Genomic DNA, 20,620 nt, shown 5'->3' on the forward strand with positions numbered 1-20,620 from the left:
AGCAGCAACTCGTGGCGGACCGGAGCGGGCGGCTCGCGGCGGCTCCGGGCACGGGACCGCGGAGCTTATGGGGCCTTCACCTTGGTGACCCAGGACACGTACGAAACGGTTTCGTTTCGCAGGCTGGCAGGGTATCTTCTTGCATGTACGAAGACGAAGGCTCCGGAGCGGGAAGGTGACGGGCATGACCGAGGCTGTCGCGGCTGCACGCCGCAGTCGGATCACGCCCGAGCGCGAGGCCGAGCTGTACGAGGCCGTGCTCGACCTGCTCCGGGAGGTCGGTTACGACGCCCTCACCATGGACGCCGTGGCCGCCCGCACCCGGTCCAGCAAGGCCACGCTCTACCGCCAGTGGGGCGGCAAGGCCGAACTGGTCGCCAAGGCGGTCCGGCACAACAAGCGGGGCGGCACCGCCGACGAGGTCGACACCGGGTCGCTCAAGGGTGACCTGCACGCCCTCACCGAGAAGTCGGACGACTGCGAGATGGCGCAGAACGCCTCGCTGATGCGAGCCCTGGCCATGGCGGTCCACGGCAACCCGGACCTTCTGCGGGCGTTCCGGGAACATCTCATCGAGCCGGAGATGGCGGAGTTCCGCCGCGTGCTGCAACGCGCGATCGACCGTGGCGAGGTCCGTGCGGACAACCCCGCGATCGACTACGTGATGCACATGATGATCGGCGGGTTCGCCGCCCGTACCATGATCGACGACCAGCCGCCCACCCAGGCGTTCCTGTTGTCGTACATCGACGCCGTGGTCCTCCCCGCCCTCGGCGTCCCCACCAGCTGACACCTCTCCCCAGTAAGCCCACCACTGACGTCACCGCTCACGTCGTCGGGCTGATCACCCCTGCCCTGAAGAACCCACGACCTGACCGGGAGTACGCCTCCGTGGCCACGTTCCTCTACAAACTCGGCCGCCTCGCCTTCCGGCGACGGCACTTCGTCGCCCTGATATGGGTCGCGCTGCTCACCCTCGCGGGGGTGGGTGCCGCCTCCGCGCCGGCCGCCGGCAACACGTCCTTCTCCATTCCCGGCACCGAGGCCCAGAAGGCCTTCGACCTGCTGGAACAGCGCTTCCCCGGGATGAGCGCCGACGGCGCCACCGCCCGGGTCGTCTTCAAGGCCCCCAGCGGCGAGAAGATGACGGCCGCCGGCAACAAGGCGGCCGTCGAGAAGACCGTCAAGGAGCTGGGAAGCGGCTCCGAGGTCGTCTCCGTCGCCGACCCCTACACCGGGCACGCCGTCAGCAAGGACGGCACCATCGCCTACGCCTCGGTGAAGTACAAGGTCTCCGGCATGGAGCTGGAGGACTCCACCCGGGACGCCCTGAAGGAGGCCGCGCAGCATGCGCGGGACGCCGGGCTGACCGTCGAGGTCGGCGGTGACGCGCTGACCGCGACGCCCGAGACCGGCTCCAGCGAGATCATCGGCATCGCGGTCGCCGCGGTCGTCCTCGTCATCACCTTCGGCTCGCTGCTCGCGGCCGGATTCCCGCTGCTGACCGCGATCATCGGTGTCGGTATCGGCGTCTCCACGATCACCGCGCTCGCCTCCGCGCTCGACCTGGGCTCGACGACCTCCACCCTCGCGTCGATGATCGGCCTCGCCGTCGGCATCGACTACGCCCTCTTCATCGTCTCCCGCTACCGCGCCGAACTCGCCGAGGGCCGCGACCGCGAGGACGCGGCCGGACGGGCCGTCGGCACGGCGGGCTCGGCGGTGGTCTTCGCCGGCCTGACCGTCGTCATCGCCCTGGTCGGCCTGTCCGTCGTCAACATCCCGATGCTGACGAAGATGGGCGTCGCGGCGGCGGGAACGGTCGCCATCGCGGTACTGATCGCCCTGACGCTGATCCCGGCGCTGCTCGGCTACGCGGGCCGCAAGATCAAGCCGGCCGGCGAGAAGAGCAAGCTGCTCGGCGGCGGCCGCACGCCGAAGCAGCCGGGCCGCCCCAACATGGGTACGCGCTGGGCGAGCTTCGTCGTACGCCGTCCGGTCGCCGTCCTCCTGCTCGGCGTGGTCGGCCTCGGCGCGGCGGCGATCCCGGCCTCCTCCCTGGAACTCGGCCTCCCGGACGACGGCTCCCAGCCGGTCTCGACCACCCAGCGCCGCGCCTACGACCTCCTCTCGGAGGGCTTCGGGCCGGGCTTCAACGGGCCGCTGATGATCGTGGTGGACGCGAAGGGCAGCGCCCACCCCAAGGCCGCCTTCACCGAGGTCGGCGACGAGATCAAGGGCCTGAAGGACGTCGTCACGGTCACCCCGGCCGCGCCCAACAAGGCCGGCGACACCGCGACGATCACCGTCATCCCCGACTCCAAGCCGTCCTCGGCGACCACCGAGGACCTGGTCCACGCCATCCGTGACAAGGGCGCGGACATCACCGCGAAGACCGACGCCGAGGTGCTGGTCACCGGCTCGACGGCGATGAACATCGACGTCTCGCAGAAGCTGAACGACGCGCTGCTGCCGTACCTGGCGCTGGTGGTCGGCCTGGCCTTCCTGCTGCTGATCGTGGTCTTCCGCTCGATCCTGGTCCCGCTGAAGGCGGCCCTCGGCTTCCTGCTGTCGGTGACGGCCGCGCTGGGCGCGGTGGTCGCGGTCTTCCAGTGGGGCTGGCTGTCCGGCCTGTTCGGCGTGGAGGAGACCGGTCCGGTCATGTCGATGATGCCGATCTTCATGGTGGGCGTCGTCTTCGGCCTCGCGATGGACTACGAGGTGTTCCTCGTGACCCGCATGCGGGAGGCGTACGTCCACGGCGAGAAGCCGAACCAGGCCGTGGTGACCGGCTTCAGGTACGGCGCGCGGGTGGTGACAGCCGCGGCCGTGATCATGATGGCCGTCTTCTCCGGCTTCATCGGGTCCAGCGAGGCGATGATCAAGATGATCGGCTTCGGTCTCGCGATCGCCGTGTTCTTCGACGCGTTCATCGTCCGCATGGCCATCGTCCCGGCGGTGCTCGCCCTGCTCGGCAAGCGGGCCTGGTGGCTGCCGAAGTGGCTGGACCGCGCGCTGCCCAACGTGGACGTCGAGGGCGAGGGGCTGCGTACGCACTCCGGCCTCGACGAGGAGAAGGAACTGGTACGCGTCTGACGTACCGCGCCTGACGCCTCGCGGCGGACGGAAAGCGGCCGGTGAGGGTGCCCGTGGGGACGGTGCAGCACCCTCACCGGCTTTCCGTTGTCCGGGGTCTGTCCCGTGCTGTCCCGGCTGTCCCGGAAGTTGTAGGGGTACGGCTGGCGACGGAGGTGGAGATGCACGAGGACGTGGACGAGTCCGGCTGGGACGTGGAACCGGGCGACGCGATCGAACCGGTGGTCCAGGCCGTGGGGCGCCTGCTCAGGGTGTGCCGGGAGTCGGCGGGGATGCGGGTCTCGGACCTGGGTGAACTCACGGGCTACGGCGAGGACATGATCCGCAAGATGGAGAGCGGCCAGCGGATCCCCCGGCCCGAGTTCCTGGACAGGGCGGACCAGGTGCTGCGGGCGCAGGGGCATCTGCGGGCGTTCATGGAGGACATGAGGAGGGCCCGGTATCCGAAGAAGGTGCGGGAACTGCACGACATGGAGAGCCGGGCGGTGGAGATGCTGTTGTACAGCAGCCACAACATCCACGGCCTGTTGCAGGCGCCGGAGTACATGAGAGCACTCTTCGAGGTGCGGCATCCACCGCTTGCCGAGGACGTCATCGAGCGGGAGATCGCCGGACGCATGGGGCGGAAAGCGGTGTTCCAGCGTGATCCTGCTCCTTCGATCAGCTTTGTCCAGGAGCAGGTGACGCTGGAACGGCCGATCGGGGGCAAGATGGTGTTGCGCCGTCAGCTCGAACACGTCTCGGAGGTGGCGCAGTTGAGGAACGTCTGTTTCCAAGTCATGCCGACGGAGCGGGAGGAGCACGCCGGGATGTCGGGAGACGGCCGGATCCATGTGCTGAAGTTCGTGGACGGCTCGGGGATCGGACGTGCCACCAGCGCATTCAACGGGCGCCCGGTCGAGAGCCCCAGAGATCTCCGCGTCCTCGAATCGCGCTATGGCATGATCCGAGCGCAGGCTCTCACGCCCAGGGAGTCACTGGCGTTCATCGAGCAAGCGCTGGGGAGACTATGAACATGCCGGCATTGCACTGGTTCAAGAGCAGCTACAGCGACGGCAACGAACCCGGCGACTGCGTCGAGGTCGCCACCACCCCCGCCACCATCCACATCCGCGATTCCAAGGTCCCCGACGCCGCCCGGCTGCAGGTCACCCCCTCCGCCTGGGTCCACTTCCTCACGCACGCCGTCAAGTGAGCCGTGGGCGGGAAAACCTCGTGAGTGCGGCTCCGGCGATGCCGTAGCGTGCCCGGCATGACGACGACAGTCGACACCGACGCCGAAGAGTTCGGGGCTCATCCCCGGTTCGCCGAAGCGCTGCGGGCGCTGGGGCTGGAGGACGTGCTCGCCCGTACCCGGCGGTTCCCGGAGGCGACCCGGACCGCGGCCGAGGCCGCCGCCGCGATCGGGTGCGAACTGAGCCAGATCTGCAAGTCCCTGATCTTCGCCGCCGACGGGGTGCCGGTGCTGGTCCTGATGGACGGCGCCTCCCGGGTGGACGTGGAGCGGGTGCGGGAGGAACTGGGCGCCGGGAAGGTCACCCGCGCCGACGCCGGCATCGTCCGCGAGACCACCGGGTACGCCATCGGTGGCGTCCCGCCCTTCGGGCACCGCACACGCACGCGTGTCCTCGCCGACCGCTCGCTGCTCGCGCACGAGCTGGTGTGGGCGGCGGCCGGAACGCCGTACACCGTCTTCCCGATCGAGCCCAGGGAACTGGTCGCGCACGCGGGCGCGACGCCGGTCGACGTGCGCGAGCGGACCGCGTGACGCCTGTCGTCGCGACGGCCGTGCTGCTCGCCGCCGTCACCCATGCCGGCTGGAACGCCATCGCGCACCGCATCACCGACAAACTCGTCGGCTTCACCCTGATCTCCGGCGGCGGGCTGCTGATCGGTCTCGCGGCGACCCCGTTCGTCGCGTTCCCGGCGGCGGCCGCCTGGCCGTACCTGTTCCTCTCGGCGGCCGTGCACATCGTCTACTACGTCCTGCTGATGACCTCGTTCCGGCTGGGCGACTTCGGGCAGGTCTACCCCATCGCCCGGGGCAGCGCCCCGCTGGTGGTCACCGTGCTCGCCGCCGTCTTCGCGCACGAGGTGCCCGGCGCCTGGGCGGGCGCCGGCATCGCCGTGTCCTGCCTCGGTCTGACCGGGGTCAGTCTGTGGGGGCTGCGCGGGAACCGGCCCGACTGGGCGGCGATCGGCGCCGCCCTGGCGACCGGCCTCACGATCGCCGCCTACACGGTCGTCGACGGCCTGGGCGTACGGGCCGCGCACTCGCCCCTCGGATACATCGCCTGGCTCATGGCCGTCCAGGGCGCCTTCGTCCCCGCGTTCATGTACGCACGCGCGCGGGGCGACACGGTACGGCGGCTGCGGCCGTACGCCGCCCTCGGCCTCCTCGGCGCCGCCCTGTCCGTCGCCGCGTACGCCCTCGTCCTGTGGGCACAGACCCGCGCCGCCCTCGCCCCGATCGCGGCGCTGCGCGAGTCGTCCATCATCGTCGGCGCGGCCATCGGCGCGCTGTTCTTCAAGGAGCGCTTCGGCGCGCCCCGGATCGCGGCGGCGGGCCTGCTGGTCGTGGGCATCGGGCTGATGCTGCACGCCGGATAGCGCGCGGGGCGGCGGACCGCCGCCGGCCACCGGCGCCGACATGACGGGCCGGGGTGCCGTGGCGCACCCTGGAAGCAGTGAATTTCGGAGGTGGTCGCGATGACGATGCACACCGCTGTCGGCTGGCATGTCGAGCTGGAATTCAGGGAGGAGGACGATCTGCACACGCGCGCGGCGGCCCTGGTGCGGCTGCCCGACGGAACCGAGGTGCGGGCGCACGGCCGGGCCAGCAGGCACCAGGTCGACGCCAACCAGCCCAGGGTCGGCGAGGAGATCGCCGGTGCCCGCGCGCTCAATGAACTGGCCATGCAGCTGCTGAGCAAGGCACACGACGAGATCGACGCGGAGTCCGGGCGTACCTCGCACCCGATCCACGTGTGACAGGCCGGCGGGTTCCGAGGGCGCCCGCGGATCAGGCGAGCGCCGTGCGTACGGCTCGTACCAGCGCCTGCGCCCTCGGATCCGCCGTCACGCTCTGCCGGAAGCCGTTGGTGACGTAGCCGAAGGCGACGCCGCTCTCCGGGTCCGCGAAGGCGAGGGCGCCACCGCGGCCGGGGTGGCCGAAGGAGCCGGGGGAGAGCAGCGGGGACGCGGCGCCGTGCAGCATGTGGCCGAGGCCGAAGCGGGTGTTGACCACCAGGACCCGGTCCGGTCCGGCGGACTGCTCGGCGCGGGCCAGTGCCGTGGTGCCGGGGCTGAACAGGCGGGTGCCGCCGTCCACCTCGCCGATGAGCGAGGCGTAGAAGCGGGCCAGGCCGTCGGCCGTGGCGATGCCGTTGGAGGCGGGCAGGGCGGCGGCGCGGTAGGCGGCCGCGTTCTCGTCGGGGAGCGGGGTGATCGCCGCGAACGCGCGCCGGGTGAGGGAGTCCGGGTCGGCGTAGGCCTCGGCCACCGCCCGCTTGGGGCGGGTCTTCAGGCCGCCCGCGGTCTCGGGCGCGTGCACCGGGCCGACCCGGCCCACGCGCGCCTGCTCCGACTCCGGCAGGCCGAGCCACAGGTCGGCGCCGACGGGCCCGGCGATCTCCTCGGCTATCCACTCGCCGGCCGGCCGGCCGGTGACGCGGCGGAGCAGTTCGCCGGTGAGCCAGCTGTAGGTCTGGGCGTGGTAGCCGTGGTCCGTGCCCGGCTCCCAGACCGGCGCCTGGCCGGCGACCGCCGCGGCGCCGAGGTCGGGGTCGGCCGCCTCGGCCGGGGTCAGCGGGCGGTCCAGTACGGGCACGCCCGCGCGGTGCGCGAGCAGGTGCCGTACGCGCGTGTGCTCCTTGCCGGCCGCCTTGTACTCCGGCCAGTACGCGCCGACCGGGGCGTCCAGGTCCAGCTCGCCGCGCTGGTGCAGGAGCAGCAGGGCGGCGGCGGCCACGCCCTTGGTGGCCGAGCGCACGATCTGCGCGGTTCCGGGCTCCCAGGGGGCCTCGCCGTCCACGTCCTTGGTGCCGGCCCACAGGTCCACGACCCGGTGTCCGTCGCGGTAGACGGCGACGGCCGCGCCGCGCTCGCCGAGCAGCGCGAAGTTCGCCGCGAACGCCTCCCTGACCGGCTCGAAGCCCTCGGCCACCGTGCCGTTCACGTCCACACTCACGCCCGGATCCCTTCCCTCGCTTGCGACGACGAGTGAAACACAGGGGTGCGGCCTTGGATTCCTTGGTGGGACAGTGATCTCGGCTACGGTCTGGCGTCCTGCGGCCCGCCCGTGCACGGCACCCCCCTGCCCCGCCCGCCCGGGCGACACCGGAGTTGTACCCGGGAGCGTGCTTCCACCCGGCGCGGGGGCTCAGCCCAGCAGGATGGACACGTCGATGTTGCCGCGCGTGGCGTTCGAGTACGGGCACACCTCGTGGGCGGCGTCCACGAGCCCGGCCGCCACTTCCGCGTCCAGGACCGGCAGGGAGACGCTGAGGGCCACGGCGAGGCCGTAGCCGCGGTGCCTGTTCGGGCCGATGCCGACCTTCGCGGCCACGGTGGAGCCGGTGAGGTCGTAGCCCGCGCGGTTGCCGACCAGGATCAGCGCGTTGTGGAAGCAGGCGCTGAAGCCGGCCGCGAACAGCTGCTCCGGGTTCGTGCCGTCACCGTCGCCGCCCAGCTCCGGCGGCATCGCGACCTTCAGCTCCAGCCGGCCGTCGTGGCTGGTGACGTAGCCGGCCCGGCCGCCGTGGGCGGTGGCCTCGGCGACGTACATGATCTTCGTCGGACGTGTGTCGACAGCGGTGCCCTCGGTCGTGGCCGGCCTCTCCCGGAACAAGTGGTGCACAAGTACATCGTGCACAAGGTACTGGCTGGTAGGTAGGGGAGGGCAGGTGGGGGGGAGTGATGATCGGGGGGTACCGGGGAGTGAGTGATCGGGGCGCCGCCGGGTGCGTGACCCGGCGCGTGGGATCAGCGGGCGCGCCTCGCCGCGCTCTCGGCCCTTCGCGCGAGCTGCCACAGCTCCTCGCGCAGCCTCGCCACCTCCGCCCCGTCCAGCGCCGTGGCGTCGAGCAGGGCGCCGGGCACACGCGCCGCGCGCTCCCTGAGTTCCTCCCCGCGCCCGGTGCACGCGACCAGCACCGAGCGCTCGTCGCCAGCCGCGCGCTCCCTGCGCACCAGACCCGCCCCCTCCAGCCGCTTCAGCAACGGCGAGACGGTGCCGTAGTCCAGCCGGAGGGCGCCCGCCAGCTCCTTCACGCTGGTCTCGCCGCGCTCCCACAGGACCAGGAGCACGAGGTACTGCGGGTAGGTGAGCCCCAGATCGTCCAGCAGCGGACGGTACGCGGCGGTCACGGCGCGCTGTGCCGCGTACAGCGCGAAGCACAGCTGGTCGTCCAGCAGCAGCGAGCCCTCGGCGGCGGGGTCCTGGTTCGTCACGCGCCCATTGTCACGGACCGCGGGTCGAAGCCGAACGGCAGCTCCAGCCGGTGCGCCCGCATCAGCGCGTCGTCGGAGAGCAGCTCGCCGGTCGGACCGTCCGCCGCGATCACGCCGTCGCTGAGGACCAGCGAGCGCGGACACAGCTCCAGGGCGTACGGCAGGTCGTGCGTGACCATGAGGACCGTCACGTCCAGGGAGCGCAGGATGTCGGCGAGTTCGCGGCGGGAGGCGGGGTCCAGGTTGGACGACGGCTCGTCCAGCACCAGGATCTCCGGCTCCATGGCGAGCACGGTGGCCACCGCGACCCGGCGGCGCTGCCCGAAGGAGAGGTGGTGCGGCGGCCGGTCCGCGAAGTCCGCCATCCCGACCCGCTCCAGGGCGGTGCGCACCCGCTCCTCCAGCGCGGCGCCCTTGATCCCGGCGGCGGCCGGGCCGAACGCCACGTCCTCCCGCACGGTCGGCATGAACAGCTGGTCGTCGGGGTCCTGGAAGACGATGCCGACCTTCTGCCGGATCGCCGCCATGTGCTCCTTGCCGACCGGCAGACCGGCCACGGCCACCGTGCCGGTGCCGCCGCCCAGGATGCCGTTGAGGTGCAGCACCAGGGTCGTCTTGCCGGCGCCGTTGGGCCCGAGCAGGGCGACCCGTTCGCCGCGCGCGATCGAGAAGTCCACGCCGAACAGGGCCTGGTGGCCGTCGGGGTAGGCGAAGGCGAGGCCGGAGACCTCCAGAGAAGCTGTCACAGCAACCATCCCAGCAGACAGACGACGAGTGCGGCACACGGGAGCGCGAGGGCGTGCCGCCACTGCGCGCCGGAGGCGGTCACCTCGTCGATGACGGGCATCGCTCCGGCGTAGCCCCGGCTCACCATGGCCAGGTGCACGCGCTCCCCGCGTTCGTAGGAGCGGATGAACAGCGCGCCGGCCGACTTGGCGAGCACGCCCCAGTGCCGCACGCCCCGCGCCTCGAATCCGCGCGACTCACGGGCGATCCGCATCCGCCGCATCTCGTCGGTGATGACATCGCCGTAGCGGATCATGAAGGACGCGATCTGCACGAGCAGCGGCGGCAGCTTCAGCCGCTGCAGCCCGAGCAGCAGCTCGCGCAGCTCGGTGGTGGAGGCCAGCAGCACCGAGGCGGCGACGCCGAGCGTGCCCTTGGCGAGCACGTTCCAGGCGCCCCACAGCCCGTTCACGCTCAGCGAGAGCCCCAGCACGTGCACCCGCTCGCCCTCCGCCACGAACGGCATGAGCACCGCGAACGCGACGAAGGGCACCTCGATCAGCAGCCGCCCGAGGAGGAAACCGGCGGGCACGCGCGCGCGGTACGCGACGACCGCGAGCAGCACGGCGTACGCCGCGAACGCCCACATCGCCTCGCGCGGGGTCGACACGACGACCACCACGAACAGGAAGGTGGCGGCGAGCTTGGTGTGCGGCGGCAGGGCGTGCACGGGCGAGTGCCCGTGCCGGTAGAGCCTGTGCGCGTGTCCGGCGCCCATGTCAGACGCCGGTGTTCACGGGGGACGCGTCGGCGCCGCGCCGCCGGCGCAGCGCCCAGAACACCGCGCTGCCCGCGACGACGGTGACACCGACGCCGATCACACCGGCGAGGCCGCCGGACAGCCGGGCGTCGGAGATGTCCTTGACGCCGTAGTCGGCCAGCGGCGAGTCGGCCGACGCGTGCTGCTTCGCCTCCTGGTCGATCCCCTTGTCGTGCGCGACCTTCTCCAGGCCGTCGGGGCTGGCGGAGGCGTAGAAGCTGACGAAGCCGGCGAGGACGAGGGAGGTGACCAGGCCGGTCACCCACAGCGTGCGCCGGGAGGTGCGCGCCGCCACGGGCGCCGTGGGGGCGGGCGCGTCCACCAGTGCGCCGTTCACCCGCAGCCGGAGCCGCTGCCGCAGGCCGCGCGCGCCGTGCACCAGGTCCGGGCGTACGGCGATGACGGCGCCGACCGTGAGCGCGGTGATGACCGCCTCGCCGATGCCGATCAGCACATGCACGCCGATCATCGCGGTCGCGACCTTGCCGATGGAGACGTCGGTGGTGCCGCCGATCGCGTAGATCAGCGTGAAGGCGACCGCGGCGGCCGGTACGGACACCAGGGCGGCGACGAAGGAGGCCACGGTCACCGAGCGCCGCTTGCGGGGCAGCACGGCGAGCAGGCCGCGGAAGACGGCGTAGGAGACGACGGTGGTGACGATCGCCATGTCGGTGATGTTCACGCCGAGCGCGGTGAGGCCGCCGTCGGCGAACAGCACCCCCTGCATGAGCAGCACGACCGACACGCACAGTACGGCCGTGTACGGGCCGACGAGTATCGCGGCGAGTGCCCCGCCGAGCAGATGACCGCTGGTCCCGGCGGCGACCGGGAAGTTCAGCATCTGCACGGCGAAGATGAACGCCGCTACCAGGCCGGCCAGCGGGGCGGTGCGCTCGTCGAGTTCGCGGCGGGCGCCGCGCAGGCTCACCGCGAGGGCGCCGGCGGCGACCACTCCGGTGACAGCGGAGGTCGGGGCGTTGATGAATCCGTCAGGTACGTGCACCCGTCGATTTTAGGCCCTTGTTGCGAACTCCTTGCAAGAGAGAGGACCTCTCCTTCTCGCCAGGGCGAGTACCGGAAAGTGTGCGACTCTTGATGGAAAGCGGATTCACGGCTTTCGCATAGGTCACGGTGCGTGAGAGGGCGGTCCGATGTCTGTGGTCGAACAGTACGCGCGCGCTCATATCGTCACGGACGAGGAGGATCCGGGGGCCGTACCCGTCGTGCTGCGGTACGACCCCGACAGCGATCCCCGGTCGGTCCGGGTGGGCCTGCCCGGCCCGCACGAGTGGACCTTCTCCCGCGCGCTGCTCGAACGGGGACTGCGGTCGCCGGCCGCGAGCGGCGACGTCAGGGTGTGGCCCTGCGGCCGGGTGCAGGCCGTGGTCGAGTTCCACACCGACGACGGTGTCGAAGTGGTGCAGTTCGAATCGAAGGCGCTGGTCAGATTTCTGCGGCGGACGTACACCGTCGAGCCGGTGCGGACCTGATCAGCTCCCGAGCTTCAGCAGCTTCGCCACGATGGGTCCGGCCGTGTCGCCGCCGTGCCCGCCCGCCTGGACGACGCCCGCGGCGGCGAGGTCGCCCCGGTAGGCGGTGAACCAGCCGTTCGGCTTCTTCTGCCCGTCGACCTCCGCCGAGCCGGTCTTCGCGCCGTAGTCCGGGCCGAGCCCCGACATGGCCTCCGCGGCCGTACCGGCCTCGGCCGTGTACCGCATCAGCTCGCGCAGCTGGGACAGCGTCTTGGCCGACAGGGTGCGCGAGGCGGTGGCCAGCGTGCGGTGGTCCACGGACGGTGCCACCAGATACGGCTGGCGGAAGGTGCCGGACCGCACGGTCGACGCGACCGAGGCCATGTTCAGCGGGTTCATGCGCACCCCGCCCTGCCCGATCAGCGAGGCGGCCTTCTGCGCCGCCGACTGCACCGGCACCGAGCCGTCGAAGGTGGGCACGCCGATCGCCCAGTCGTTCATCGACAGTCCGAAGACCTGCTGGGCCTGCTTGGTCAGGTCGTCGTCGTCCAGCTTCTTCGCCTGGCTGATGAACGCGGTGTTGCAGGAGCGCGCGAAGCTCGCCTTGAAGGTGCCGCCCTTGATCTCGAAGTCGTCGTCGTTGTGGAACTTCCAGCCGCCGTAGGTGAACGTCTTCGGGCAGGGGTGCGTCTTGTCCACCCCCGCCAGGCCCTTGTCGAGCAGCAGCGACGACGTGATGATCTTCATTGTGGAGCCGGGCGCGAGGGAGCCCTGGAAAGCGGTGTTGAAGCCGTGCCCGCTGTTGGCGACCGCGAGGATCTCACCGGTCGAGGGCCGCAGGACCACCACCGAGGCACGCGCGCGCTTGGCCACCTGCTGCTCGGCCGCCGCCTGCAGGGTGGGGCTGAGCGTCGTCTTCACCGTGCCGGGGGTGCCCTTGCTCAGCTCCAGCAGCGTCTTGTCGGAGAGCTTGGCCTCCTTGGCCTCCTTGCCGCGCACCACGCGCAGTTCGACGCCCGCCGTGCCGCCCGCCCGCTTGCCGTACTTCTCCCGCAGCCCGTCCAGCACCGTCCCCAGGGACGGGTACTTCGCGGCCGTGATCTGGGCGCCGTCGCGGTCCAGCGCCTTCACGGGCGGGGTGCCGGACTCGCCGGTCACGAGCGTGTCGCCGTCCCGCAGGTCGGGGTGGACGACGGCCGCGTGCCAGTCGACGAGCGGCTCGCCGTCGCTCGCCCGGCGCACGACGGTGAGCGAACTGGTGTAGGTGAGCGGCTTGCTGAGGCCCTTGTAGGCCACCGTCGCCTTCACGGTGAACGGGACCTTGGCGCCCTTCGCCGCGCCGGGGGTGAACGTGACGTCCTTCAGGTGGGCGGACTTGGCGTAGCCGGTGAGCAGCTTGCCGGCGGCGGACGGCTCGTCGGTGGCGGACGCGGCCTCGGCGGCCTTGCCGTGCTGCCAGGCGGTGAGGAAGCGGGTGGAGGCCGTGCGGATCTCGGTCGCGGTGACCGGGCCGGTCTTCACGCCCTGGCGGCCGGCCGAGGCGGCGGACCCCTCGTCGGCCGCGGCCCCGCCGTCGTACAGCGCGTACACACCGAACCCGGCGCCGCCGACCACCACGGCGATCATCCCGCCGAGCACGGCGGGACTGGTCTTCCTTCGCTCGGCGACGCGTCTTCTCTTGCCCACAGCCTCAGTTCCTCCGCGCCTTTCCCAGGGTCTTCGCAGCCCTCACAATCCCCAACGACGGCAATCACCTTAAGGTCCCCGCCTGCGCGGGTGATGTCAGCCCCCGTTCCGTAGCACGCTTGCGACAATCGGCCCGGCGGCGTCGATGCCGTGCCCGCCGTCCTGGACCAGGGCCGCCGCCGCCATGTCGTCGCGGTAACCGGCGAACCAGCTGTCCGGCCTGGCCTCCCCGTCGACCTCGGCCGACCCGGTCTTCGCGCCGACGTCCCCGCCCAGTCTCGCCATCACGCCCGCCGCGGTGCCGCTGTGCGCGGTGCGGCTCATCATCGCGCGCAGCTGCTGGACGGTGGCCGACGACAGTCCACGCGCGCGTGCCGGTTCACGGCCGTCCAGCTTCAGCGGCACCACCACCGGCTGGCGGAAGGCGCCGGACATCGCGGTCGCCGTCACGGACGCCATGTTCAGCGGGCTCATCTGGACCTGGCCCTGGCCGATCAGGGCCGCCGCCGTGTCGGGACCGCCGGCGGCCGGCACCCGGCCGTCGAACGACGGCACGCCGATCTGCCAGTTGTCCCGTCCGAGCCCGAACCGGTCCTCGGCCTCCCGGGTGAGGGAGTCCACCTTCACCTCGTCCGCGAACTTGATGAAGGCCGTGTTGCAGGAGCGGGCGAAGCTCTCGGAGAGGGTGGCGTGCCCGTCCGGCTCCAGGCCCTTGAGATTGTGGAAGGTCTGGCCCTCCGACATGGCGTCAGACGGGCAGGGCGCGGGGCCGTTCGCCGTGGTGAGGCCGTTGTCGATGAGGGTCGCGGCGCTGATGATCTTCATGGTGGAGCCGGGCGCGCGCTCGCCCAGGAGGGCCGCGTCGAAGGCGTCCCGGCGGTTGTTGGCGAGGGCGAGGATCTCGCCGGTGCTCGGCTTGACGGCCACCACGGAGGACTCGGGATACTTCAGGACGGCCTTCTCGGCCGCCGCCTGGGCGCTCGCGCTGAGCGTCGTCGGAAGCTTGCCGGGCCTGCCCTCGGCCAGGGTGAGGAGCGTGGTGTCCGCGGCCTGGCTGCCGTCCGCCGCCGTCTGATGGCGTATCACCAGTTCCACGCCGGGCCGGCCGCCGGTCTTGTCGCCGTACCGTCTGCGCAACTCGTCCAGGACCGGGCCGAGGGACGGGTACTTCCGCCGCGTCAGCACCGTGCCGTCGCGGTCGACGGCCTCGATCTCCGGAGCGGCCGACGTGCCGGTGGTGAGCGTGTCCCCCTTGTGCAGCCGGGGGTGGACGACGGAGGGCTGCCAGTCGACCAGCGCGCGGTGCGAGGTCTCACCGCGGACGACCGTCAGTGCGCTCCGGTAGGAGAGCGGGTGGGAGGTGCCGCCGTACGACACCGTCGCCCGCACCGTGAAGGGCACGGTGTCGCCCGTGGCCCTGCCGGGCGCGATCCGCACCCCGCCGATGTGCGCGTCGCCGCCGTAGGCCGTCAGCAGTTCCCGGGCCGCCTCCGGGAAGTTGGTGTACGACGCCGCGGCCGCCGCGTCGCCCTTCTCCCAGGCGGCGAAGAACGCCCCGGTCGTCTCCTTCACCTCGGAGCCGCTCGGCGGGCCCGTCTCGACGGCCGCCGCGCCTCCCGTGCCGCCGTCGCCGCTCAGCGCGGACCCGAAGGTGTAGACCCCGTAACCGGCGCCGCCCAGCAGCGTGACGCACACGCCGCCGATGACGGCCGCCTTGACCCCGTTGCGCATGGCGCGGAAACCCCTCCCGTTCAACCTGTTGAACGCGTTCAAAACAGGTGTGCGGGAGCACTGTAAGCGGTTGTGGCGCCGGGGTGGCCGAAGTTGTCTGAACCGTGACCGAGGCTGACCGTCCGCCTCCGTCGATCGACCTCATCCGGGGTTCACCGGAGGATCGGGGGGCCGACGCGGGCGATGAGGAGGGCGATGTCGTCCTGCGCGGGGCTCGGGGCGAGGCGGTCGATGAGGGTGTCGGCCAGCTCGTCGAGGGACGGATGGGTGCCGGCGAGGAGGCGGGTGAGCTCCTCCAGGCGCTCGTCGAGGTCGTGCTCCCGGGCCTCGACGAGCCCGTCGGTGTAGAGGACGAGCACGGTCCCGGGAACGACGGGGACGTCGGTGGTCGTGAAGGAGATGCCACCGATGCCCAGCGGTGCGCCGGAGGGCAGGTCGACGAGGCGGGCGGTGCCGTCGGGGGCGATCAGGGCGGGCGGGGGGTGACCGGCCCGGGCGAGCCGGCAGCGGTTGGCCGCGGCGTCACAGACGCCGTACAGGCACGTGGCCAGGATCGGGCCGTCGAGGTCCTGCATCGTCTGGTCGAGATGGTGCAGCAGCTGGTCGGGGGGCAGGTCCAGGCGGGCCAGGGCACGGAGGGTGCTGCGCATCTGCCCCATGACGGCGGCGGCGGGGATGCCGTGCCCCATGACGTCGCCGATGGCCAGGGCGGCCCTGCCGGGAGTCATGGCGGCCACGTCGTACCAGTCGCCGCCCACCTCGTTGGCGTCGGAGGCGGGCAGATAGCGGTGGGCGATCTCGATACCGCCGGGAGGGCTGAAACTGCGGGGCAGCATGCTCCGCTGCAGCGTCAGAGCCGTGTCGTGCTCACGGGCGTAGCGGAGGGCGTTGTCGATGGCCACGGCGGCCTTGGCGGCGATCTCCTCGGCATCGGACAGCTCGTCCCCCGCGAACGGGCCGGGGTTCTCCGCCCGCCACAGACCGACCGCGCCCAGCAGTGTGCGCCGCGAGTACAGCGGGGTGGTGATCAGCGAGTGCATGCCGTAGTCCAGCAGCCTGCGGGCCCGGTGGCCGTGCCGGGCCTGCCACGCGGAGGCAGTCCGCAGGTCCGGCACGAAGACCGCGTCCGCGGTCGAGAGCGCGATCTGCGCGCCCACGGGATCGAGCGGCGGGGCGTCGCGGACCCCGCCCAGGGCGACGCGGCGAGCCCATGCGCCCTGGCCGGCGAGCGACTCGTCGACGAGCAGGACGGGCAGGGCCAGATCGACGGTGACGAAGTCGGCGAAGCGCGGGACCAGCACGCGCACCAGCTCCCGCGCGGTCTGCTCCGCGTCGAGGGTCGTGCCGATGGCGATGCTGGCCTCGTACAGCAGCCCGAGGCGCTCATGAGCGTGACGTGCCTGCTCGCGGCTCTCCTCCAGGGAGCGGGCCATGGTGTTGAACGACGTCCCGAGCTGCCCGATCTCGCCCCGGCCGGCTTCGGGCATCCGCACGGCGAGGTCGCCGCCGGCGAGCCGGGACGCCACGCCGGCCGCCTTGCGGACCGGCCAGACGACGGCCCGGACCACGTACCCGGCGAAGGTCGCGATGAGGAGCATGGAGCCCGCGAGGCCGACCGACGCCGCCACGACCGCTTCCCGGGCGTCCTCGTCGGCCGCGCTCTCACGCGCCGTGATCACGGCTTCCTGGGTCGACTCGTACCGGTCGAACTGCTTGCGGAGCGCGTCGACGCGCCGCTTCCCCTCCAGCGTCGCCGCCACACCGTGTGCCTGGTGATCACCTCGGCTCGCGGCCGTGACCAGCGGAATCGAGTAGTCGTGGATGAGGGAGTCGCCGGCCCGCTCGATGTCCCGGGCCAGTGCCTTCTGCCCGGGGGTGGCGCTGAGGCGCACGAGTTCCCGTGCCTGGCCGGAGAACGCGGTCCGGGCGGCCTGCCACGGTTCGAGGAACTGCTTCCCCCCGGTGATGACGAAGCCGCGCTGGCCCGTCTCCAGGTCGACGACGAGTCCCTCGACCGTCCTCGCCTGGGCGAGCGCCGCCCGCGCGTGACGGTCGGCGGCCGTCGACGCGCCGAGCCCGATGATCGTCCAGAGCAGCATCGTGAAGGCGAGCCCGATCAACAGGACGAGCAGTCCACCGGCGACGGCGGTGAGGGGCACCAGCCCCACACGTGCGCACCTCTTCCGTGGACCTGACATGCACAATCCCCTACCCTGCGCACGAACCGACGGCCGAGCCGTCAGCAGGGCGGGCTCGCGGTGAGCTCCGTCCCCTTGAGTCTAGGTGGGCCGCGCCCGACCCGCCGGGGACGGACCACCCGCTGGTCCCAGGTGTCCAGCCACATCCGTGAGCGCCACTGGTGGATGGGGATCACCTGGCCGGTGTGCAGGGGCCAGAAGTAGATGGAGTCGCCGTATCGCGGCTGGCGCAGCGGCTGCATGCCGGGGAGGGGCGAAAGTGGAACGAGGACGGGCTTCGGCGTTGGTCTCGGTGGCTATGGCAGCGCTGGTCGTCGTCGCCATAGGCACGGCCAAGTCGTCATCCGATCCGGACAAGAACGCGCTGACGTTCACGTATCACCGGGAAAGCGGCGACAACTACATCAGCCAGACAGTGTCCATCAGGAACACCACCAGGGGCTCGGTCGTCCCTGTATTGGCGTTCACCGCGCTTGACCGGCACGGTCACCGGCTACCAGGGGTGCAGGTCCGAACCGTCTACGGCAGCGACAGTGGCCGTTTGGTCGTTCCTTACGGGTGGGGTTACGACATCCTGCGCTTCTCGGGATCCGGCGAGCATCAGGTGTACGACGTTCGCGTCACCGTTGCTCACCTGGCCACCGCCAAGGTCCCGGCCAACATCCACCCGGTGACCGCCCAGCCGCTGGACGCTGCTGGGCGCGCCGTGAGCAAGTTTTCCCGCTTCACCGCCGTGCGCGTGACGAACCCCGACGCCTTCGCGGTCAAGGTGCGTGTCGCCTACCTCGTCTACGACCAGCCGGTTGAGGGCGAGACGCAGCAAGCGATCTCCGTCACCCCCGTCGGAGGGCTGGTCCGCGTCCCGGCTGACGGTACGGCAGTCGTGAAGGTCACCGGCGATGCCGCCCGCGCGGTCGCCAGATACTCCGACGGCCCGGCAGTGAGCGTCAAGGCCTACAACTCCCAGTGACCAGGGGCGGCGGGCTGCTCCCGCCGCCAAGAGGGATCAATATTTCTGCCAACTTGTGAGGTTTATCCATGTCGCACATCTATTGCGCTTGATTCGTCTTGCTCGGCGAACGATCTCCGAGTTTTTACCCACGGTCCCGAAGTCGGCGCGCGCAGCATCGGCGAGGCGCCTCACTTCTTCGCACAAGGTTACATCCGGATCGCCTTTAGCGTCAGCCAGCATCATCGCGCTTAGTGCCCAGTAGATGCGGGTGAAGTGGCGCGCTTCCATCCTGATGTATCTATTTCTTTTTCCTTCCGACTTGGTTATGCTGAGTGCTGCTGAATATTCCGTGTTCATCTTGGCCAGATCCAGGTTCTGAGCGGCAACATCTGCAAGCACTCGATGTGCCTGCAGAGCCTCCAGTGGATCCGTCATCCGCAAGCCGCCGGCTCCGTCGGGCTCCATTCGGGCAGATAATCTCAATGCTCGCTGGCCCATGCGCTCGGCAAGTTCGAGGTCGGTGGTTGAAAGGGTTAGGAATAGTCCTATTAGTCGATAGGTTGAAGCGCTCAAGTGAAGCTTGTCCTGGCCGTATTGTGCAATAAGGGCGTCTATTTGGCTGGCGAGTGTGACGATTTCATTTCGTCGAGCGTTACCACCTGTACGGTCGAACTCGCTCATCTGTACGACGTATTGCGAGATTTCGTTACGGGCCAGGTCTTGCCCCTGTGCATCGGCGAGGTTTCTCGAAGCGCTGACACCGTAGAAGGCGGAGATTGTGGCAGCAATGGCGGACAGTAAGGCGATGACAGTACTGGCGACGGCTGCTCTGGCAGACAACCGTTCGATGCTTGACGGAGGTGTCCCGCTGCGTCGGGCCCTTATGACACGACGAGGCAACGTGCAACCTCCCTAGCCCTCTGCCCACTGAGTGACCTATCGAGTGCCACCGTGACGTACCTGACTCGGCCCGTACAACCCGAGGCGGCCACTAGAGGGTAGGAACAGATCTCCGTAGTTGTGGGGTGGGCATGGGGGGATGTAGGGCGAGACGCCGGAGTCTGTGAAGTCGGCTGAACGCTTGAGGCCGTGACGTCGCTCCTGAGGAGTGCGCAAGCCACATCGGGAGTTGAGCCGCGCTCGCTTCTTCGGGTGGCTGTGGTCCTTCTGGAGCAGGACAAGTTGCTGATGCTTGGTCCTGCGGGATGCGCTGGACAGGTGGTCGGGAATCGGAGTGCTGATGGGCTTCGTCGTGTTGCACGTCGGCGTGGTGTTCGCCAGCGTCGGCATCAGGGCAGATCGGTGCTGCCCAGGTCCGAGAACCGTGACCGGGCGCAGTGGGTGGGTCTGATCGCGGCCGGCCTCCCAGGGCTCGCCGCTCTGGGAGCACTGCTCTTTACCTGGATGCAGGTCGGACAGGCCAGCAAGGAACTGCGGATCTCCGAACAGGGACAGATCACCACTCGGTTCAACACCGCAATCGGCAATCTGGGGTCGCAGTCCCTGGACATCCGTCTGGGTGGCATCTACGCCCTGCGGCGCATCATGGAGGACTCCGCACGCGACCACCCCGCGGTCGTCTCCGTACTGAGCGCCTTCGCACAGGAGCATGCCGGGTCGAGTGCAGAAAGCTTGAAAAAACCGCTCGACGACACTAGACCCTTTGTTAACACGCCGAAGCCAGACGTCCAGGCAGCCATCGACACGCTGGCCAGACGCAACCCCGACCGAGACGCCGGAGCGGTCATCGACCTCAGCAAGACCGATCTCCGTCACCTCCGCTTTCCTGGCGAAGCCGCCATCAGGCTCCCTAGGGTGGTCTTGATCGAGGCGGACTTGCGCCAGGCCTATCTGTCAGGAGCGGACCTTCGGGCCTCGAATCTGTACAGCGCACACCTGGACAACGCTTGGCTGGACAAGGCCAACCTCCAGGGCGCCGCCCTGTACAGGGCGAGCTTGGCCGGCGCAGCCCTATGGGGCGCGAACCTGCGGGGCGTGGACCGGACATGCGCGGAGCTGGGGCCAACCAAGCGAGGAGAGTGCGTTGACCTGCATGATTCCCAGCTAAACGGCGCGGATCTTCGGAACGCCAAGTTGAGCGACGTGAACCTTCAGGATGCGTTCTTGCGGAGCGCAGACCTTCGTGACGCGGACCTCGCTCGCGCGAATCTGACCCATGCGGACTTTACGGTGTTTAGTGGTGCCAAGGCGGCTGGCGTGTCGCTGGAGGGCGCAGGGCGGGCCGGCGCGGATCTTCGAAACGCGAAGTTGAGAGACGCGAACCTTCAGGGAGCGTTCTTGGCGGGTGCTGACCTTCGTGGCGCGGACCTCACTCGCGCGAACCTGACCGACGCGGACTTCAGTGGCGCCAAGCTGGACGGCGCCAAGCTGGACGGTGCAAAGCAGGACGGCACGACCGGGCTGCCGAGATGAGCGCTAGTCGCGCTGGTTGGCGGACTGCTTGTGCGCGAGTCTCTTCGCCTCCCAA

General features: G+C 70.4%; 21 protein-coding genes. 10 read left to right on the forward strand and 11 right to left on the reverse strand.

The genetic code is table 11. From position 1 onward, the window contains the following. Positions 1–184 precede the first annotated feature (184 nt). The 7 genes from FHS34_RS16925 to FHS34_RS16955 all read left to right on the forward strand — a co-directional run bounded on the left by FHS34_RS16925 (position 185) and on the right by FHS34_RS16955 (position 6,087). Positions 185–790 (forward strand): TetR/AcrR family transcriptional regulator, encoded by a 606-nt coding sequence (locus FHS34_RS16925; RefSeq protein ID WP_184966001.1) that lies wholly within the window; start codon positions 185–187, stop codon positions 788–790. A gap of 101 nt (positions 791–891) precedes the next feature. After that, on the forward strand, positions 892–3,096 hold the full coding sequence (locus FHS34_RS16930; protein ID WP_184966003.1) for an MMPL family transporter: 2,205 nt from the start codon (positions 892–894) through the stop codon (positions 3,094–3,096). A gap of 161 nt (positions 3,097–3,257) precedes the next feature. Beyond that, positions 3,258–4,109, forward strand: a complete 852-nt coding sequence (locus tag FHS34_RS16935; protein WP_184966005.1) for a helix-turn-helix domain-containing protein — start codon at positions 3,258–3,260, stop codon at positions 4,107–4,109. 2 nt (positions 4,110–4,111) lie between these two features. Next, positions 4,112–4,291 (forward strand): DUF397 domain-containing protein, encoded by a 180-nt coding sequence (locus tag FHS34_RS16940; RefSeq protein ID WP_308288296.1) that lies wholly within the window; start codon positions 4,112–4,114, stop codon positions 4,289–4,291. Between the two features lie 57 nt (positions 4,292–4,348). Next, positions 4,349–4,864, forward strand: a complete 516-nt coding sequence (locus tag FHS34_RS16945) for a YbaK/EbsC family protein (protein ID WP_184966009.1) — start codon at positions 4,349–4,351, stop codon at positions 4,862–4,864. Then, on the forward strand, positions 4,861–5,706 hold the full coding sequence (locus FHS34_RS16950; RefSeq protein ID WP_184966011.1) for an EamA family transporter: 846 nt from the start codon (positions 4,861–4,863) through the stop codon (positions 5,704–5,706). Before FHS34_RS16945 ends, FHS34_RS16950 begins: the two co-directional genes overlap by 4 nt. 99 nt (positions 5,707–5,805) lie before the next feature. Then, entirely contained in the window at positions 5,806–6,087 is a 282-nt protein-coding gene (locus FHS34_RS16955) for a DUF1876 domain-containing protein (RefSeq protein WP_184966014.1), read from the forward strand. A gap of 31 nt (positions 6,088–6,118) precedes the next feature. Here the strand turns inward: FHS34_RS16955 and FHS34_RS16960 are convergent, their stop codons facing one another. From FHS34_RS16960 to FHS34_RS16985, 6 genes are all read right to left on the reverse strand, one after another. Continuing rightward, positions 6,119–7,279: a serine hydrolase domain-containing protein gene (locus FHS34_RS16960; RefSeq protein WP_184966370.1), complete on the reverse strand. Its 1,161-nt coding sequence runs from the start codon at positions 7,277–7,279 to the stop codon at positions 6,119–6,121. Positions 7,280–7,477: 198 nt separating this feature from the next. Further along, complete coding sequence (locus FHS34_RS16965; RefSeq protein WP_184966372.1) at positions 7,478–7,882, reverse strand: organic hydroperoxide resistance protein; 405 nt, start codon at positions 7,880–7,882, stop codon at positions 7,478–7,480. 197 nt (positions 7,883–8,079) lie between these two features. Beyond that, positions 8,080–8,547 carry a MarR family winged helix-turn-helix transcriptional regulator gene (locus FHS34_RS16970; RefSeq protein ID WP_184966016.1) on the reverse strand — a complete coding sequence of 156 codons (468 nt, stop codon included), beginning with the start codon at positions 8,545–8,547 and terminating at the stop codon, positions 8,080–8,082. Then, a complete protein-coding gene (locus tag FHS34_RS16975) occupies positions 8,544–9,302 on the reverse strand; it encodes an energy-coupling factor ABC transporter ATP-binding protein (protein WP_184966018.1) in 759 nt (252 codons plus the stop codon). The genes FHS34_RS16970 and FHS34_RS16975 overlap by 4 nt, the downstream gene beginning before the upstream one ends. Continuing rightward, positions 9,290–10,051 carry a cobalt ECF transporter T component CbiQ gene (cbiQ, locus tag FHS34_RS16980; protein ID WP_184966020.1) on the reverse strand — a complete coding sequence of 254 codons (762 nt, stop codon included), beginning with the start codon at positions 10,049–10,051 and terminating at the stop codon, positions 9,290–9,292. The genes FHS34_RS16975 and cbiQ overlap by 13 nt, the downstream gene beginning before the upstream one ends. A 1-nt stretch (position 10,052) precedes the next feature. After that, complete coding sequence (locus FHS34_RS16985; protein ID WP_184966022.1) at positions 10,053–11,096, reverse strand: energy-coupling factor ABC transporter permease; 1,044 nt, start codon at positions 11,094–11,096, stop codon at positions 10,053–10,055. Positions 11,097–11,244: 148 nt separating this feature from the next. Here FHS34_RS16985 and FHS34_RS16990 point away from each other — a divergent pair, with 148 nt between their 5' ends. After that, the gene (locus tag FHS34_RS16990) at positions 11,245–11,583 is read left to right on the forward strand and encodes an SsgA family sporulation/cell division regulator (protein ID WP_184966024.1); all 339 of its coding nucleotides are present in this window, start codon (positions 11,245–11,247) and stop codon (positions 11,581–11,583) included. Here the strand turns inward: FHS34_RS16990 and FHS34_RS16995 are convergent, their stop codons facing one another. The 4 genes from FHS34_RS16995 to FHS34_RS17010 all read right to left on the reverse strand — a co-directional run bounded on the left by FHS34_RS16995 (position 11,584) and on the right by FHS34_RS17010 (position 17,422). Then, entirely contained in the window at positions 11,584–13,251 is a 1,668-nt protein-coding gene (locus tag FHS34_RS16995; protein WP_184966026.1) for a penicillin-binding transpeptidase domain-containing protein, read from the reverse strand. A gap of 96 nt (positions 13,252–13,347) precedes the next feature. Beyond that, complete coding sequence (locus tag FHS34_RS17000; RefSeq protein ID WP_184966028.1) at positions 13,348–14,982, reverse strand: penicillin-binding transpeptidase domain-containing protein; 1,635 nt, start codon at positions 14,980–14,982, stop codon at positions 13,348–13,350. Positions 14,983–15,134: 152 nt separating this feature from the next. Beyond that, positions 15,135–17,150, reverse strand: a complete 2,016-nt coding sequence (locus FHS34_RS17005) for a SpoIIE family protein phosphatase (RefSeq protein WP_184966030.1) — start codon at positions 17,148–17,150, stop codon at positions 15,135–15,137. A 71-nt stretch (positions 17,151–17,221) separates the two neighbouring features. After that, entirely contained in the window at positions 17,222–17,422 is a 201-nt protein-coding gene (locus FHS34_RS17010; protein WP_184966033.1) for a hypothetical protein, read from the reverse strand. A gap of 56 nt (positions 17,423–17,478) precedes the next feature. Between FHS34_RS17010 and FHS34_RS17015 the strand changes: the two genes are divergently transcribed. Then, the gene (locus tag FHS34_RS17015; RefSeq protein WP_184966035.1) at positions 17,479–18,150 is read left to right on the forward strand and encodes a hypothetical protein; all 672 of its coding nucleotides are present in this window, start codon (positions 17,479–17,481) and stop codon (positions 18,148–18,150) included. Positions 18,151–18,186: 36 nt separating this feature from the next. On the opposite strand, the gene FHS34_RS17020 is transcribed toward FHS34_RS17015, so the two are convergent. Beyond that, positions 18,187–18,972 (reverse strand): hypothetical protein, encoded by a 786-nt coding sequence (locus FHS34_RS17020; protein WP_184966037.1) that lies wholly within the window; start codon positions 18,970–18,972, stop codon positions 18,187–18,189. A 501-nt stretch (positions 18,973–19,473) separates the two neighbouring features. On the opposite strand from FHS34_RS17020, the gene FHS34_RS17025 reads away from it, so the two are divergent. Continuing rightward, positions 19,474–20,565, forward strand: a complete 1,092-nt coding sequence (locus tag FHS34_RS17025) for a pentapeptide repeat-containing protein (protein WP_184966039.1) — start codon at positions 19,474–19,476, stop codon at positions 20,563–20,565. Positions 20,566–20,620: the final 55 nt, after the last annotated feature.

The sequence above is a fragment of the Streptomyces echinatus genome, assembly GCF_014203595.1.
GTDB lineage: Bacteria > Actinomycetota > Actinomycetes > Streptomycetales > Streptomycetaceae > Streptomyces > Streptomyces echinatus.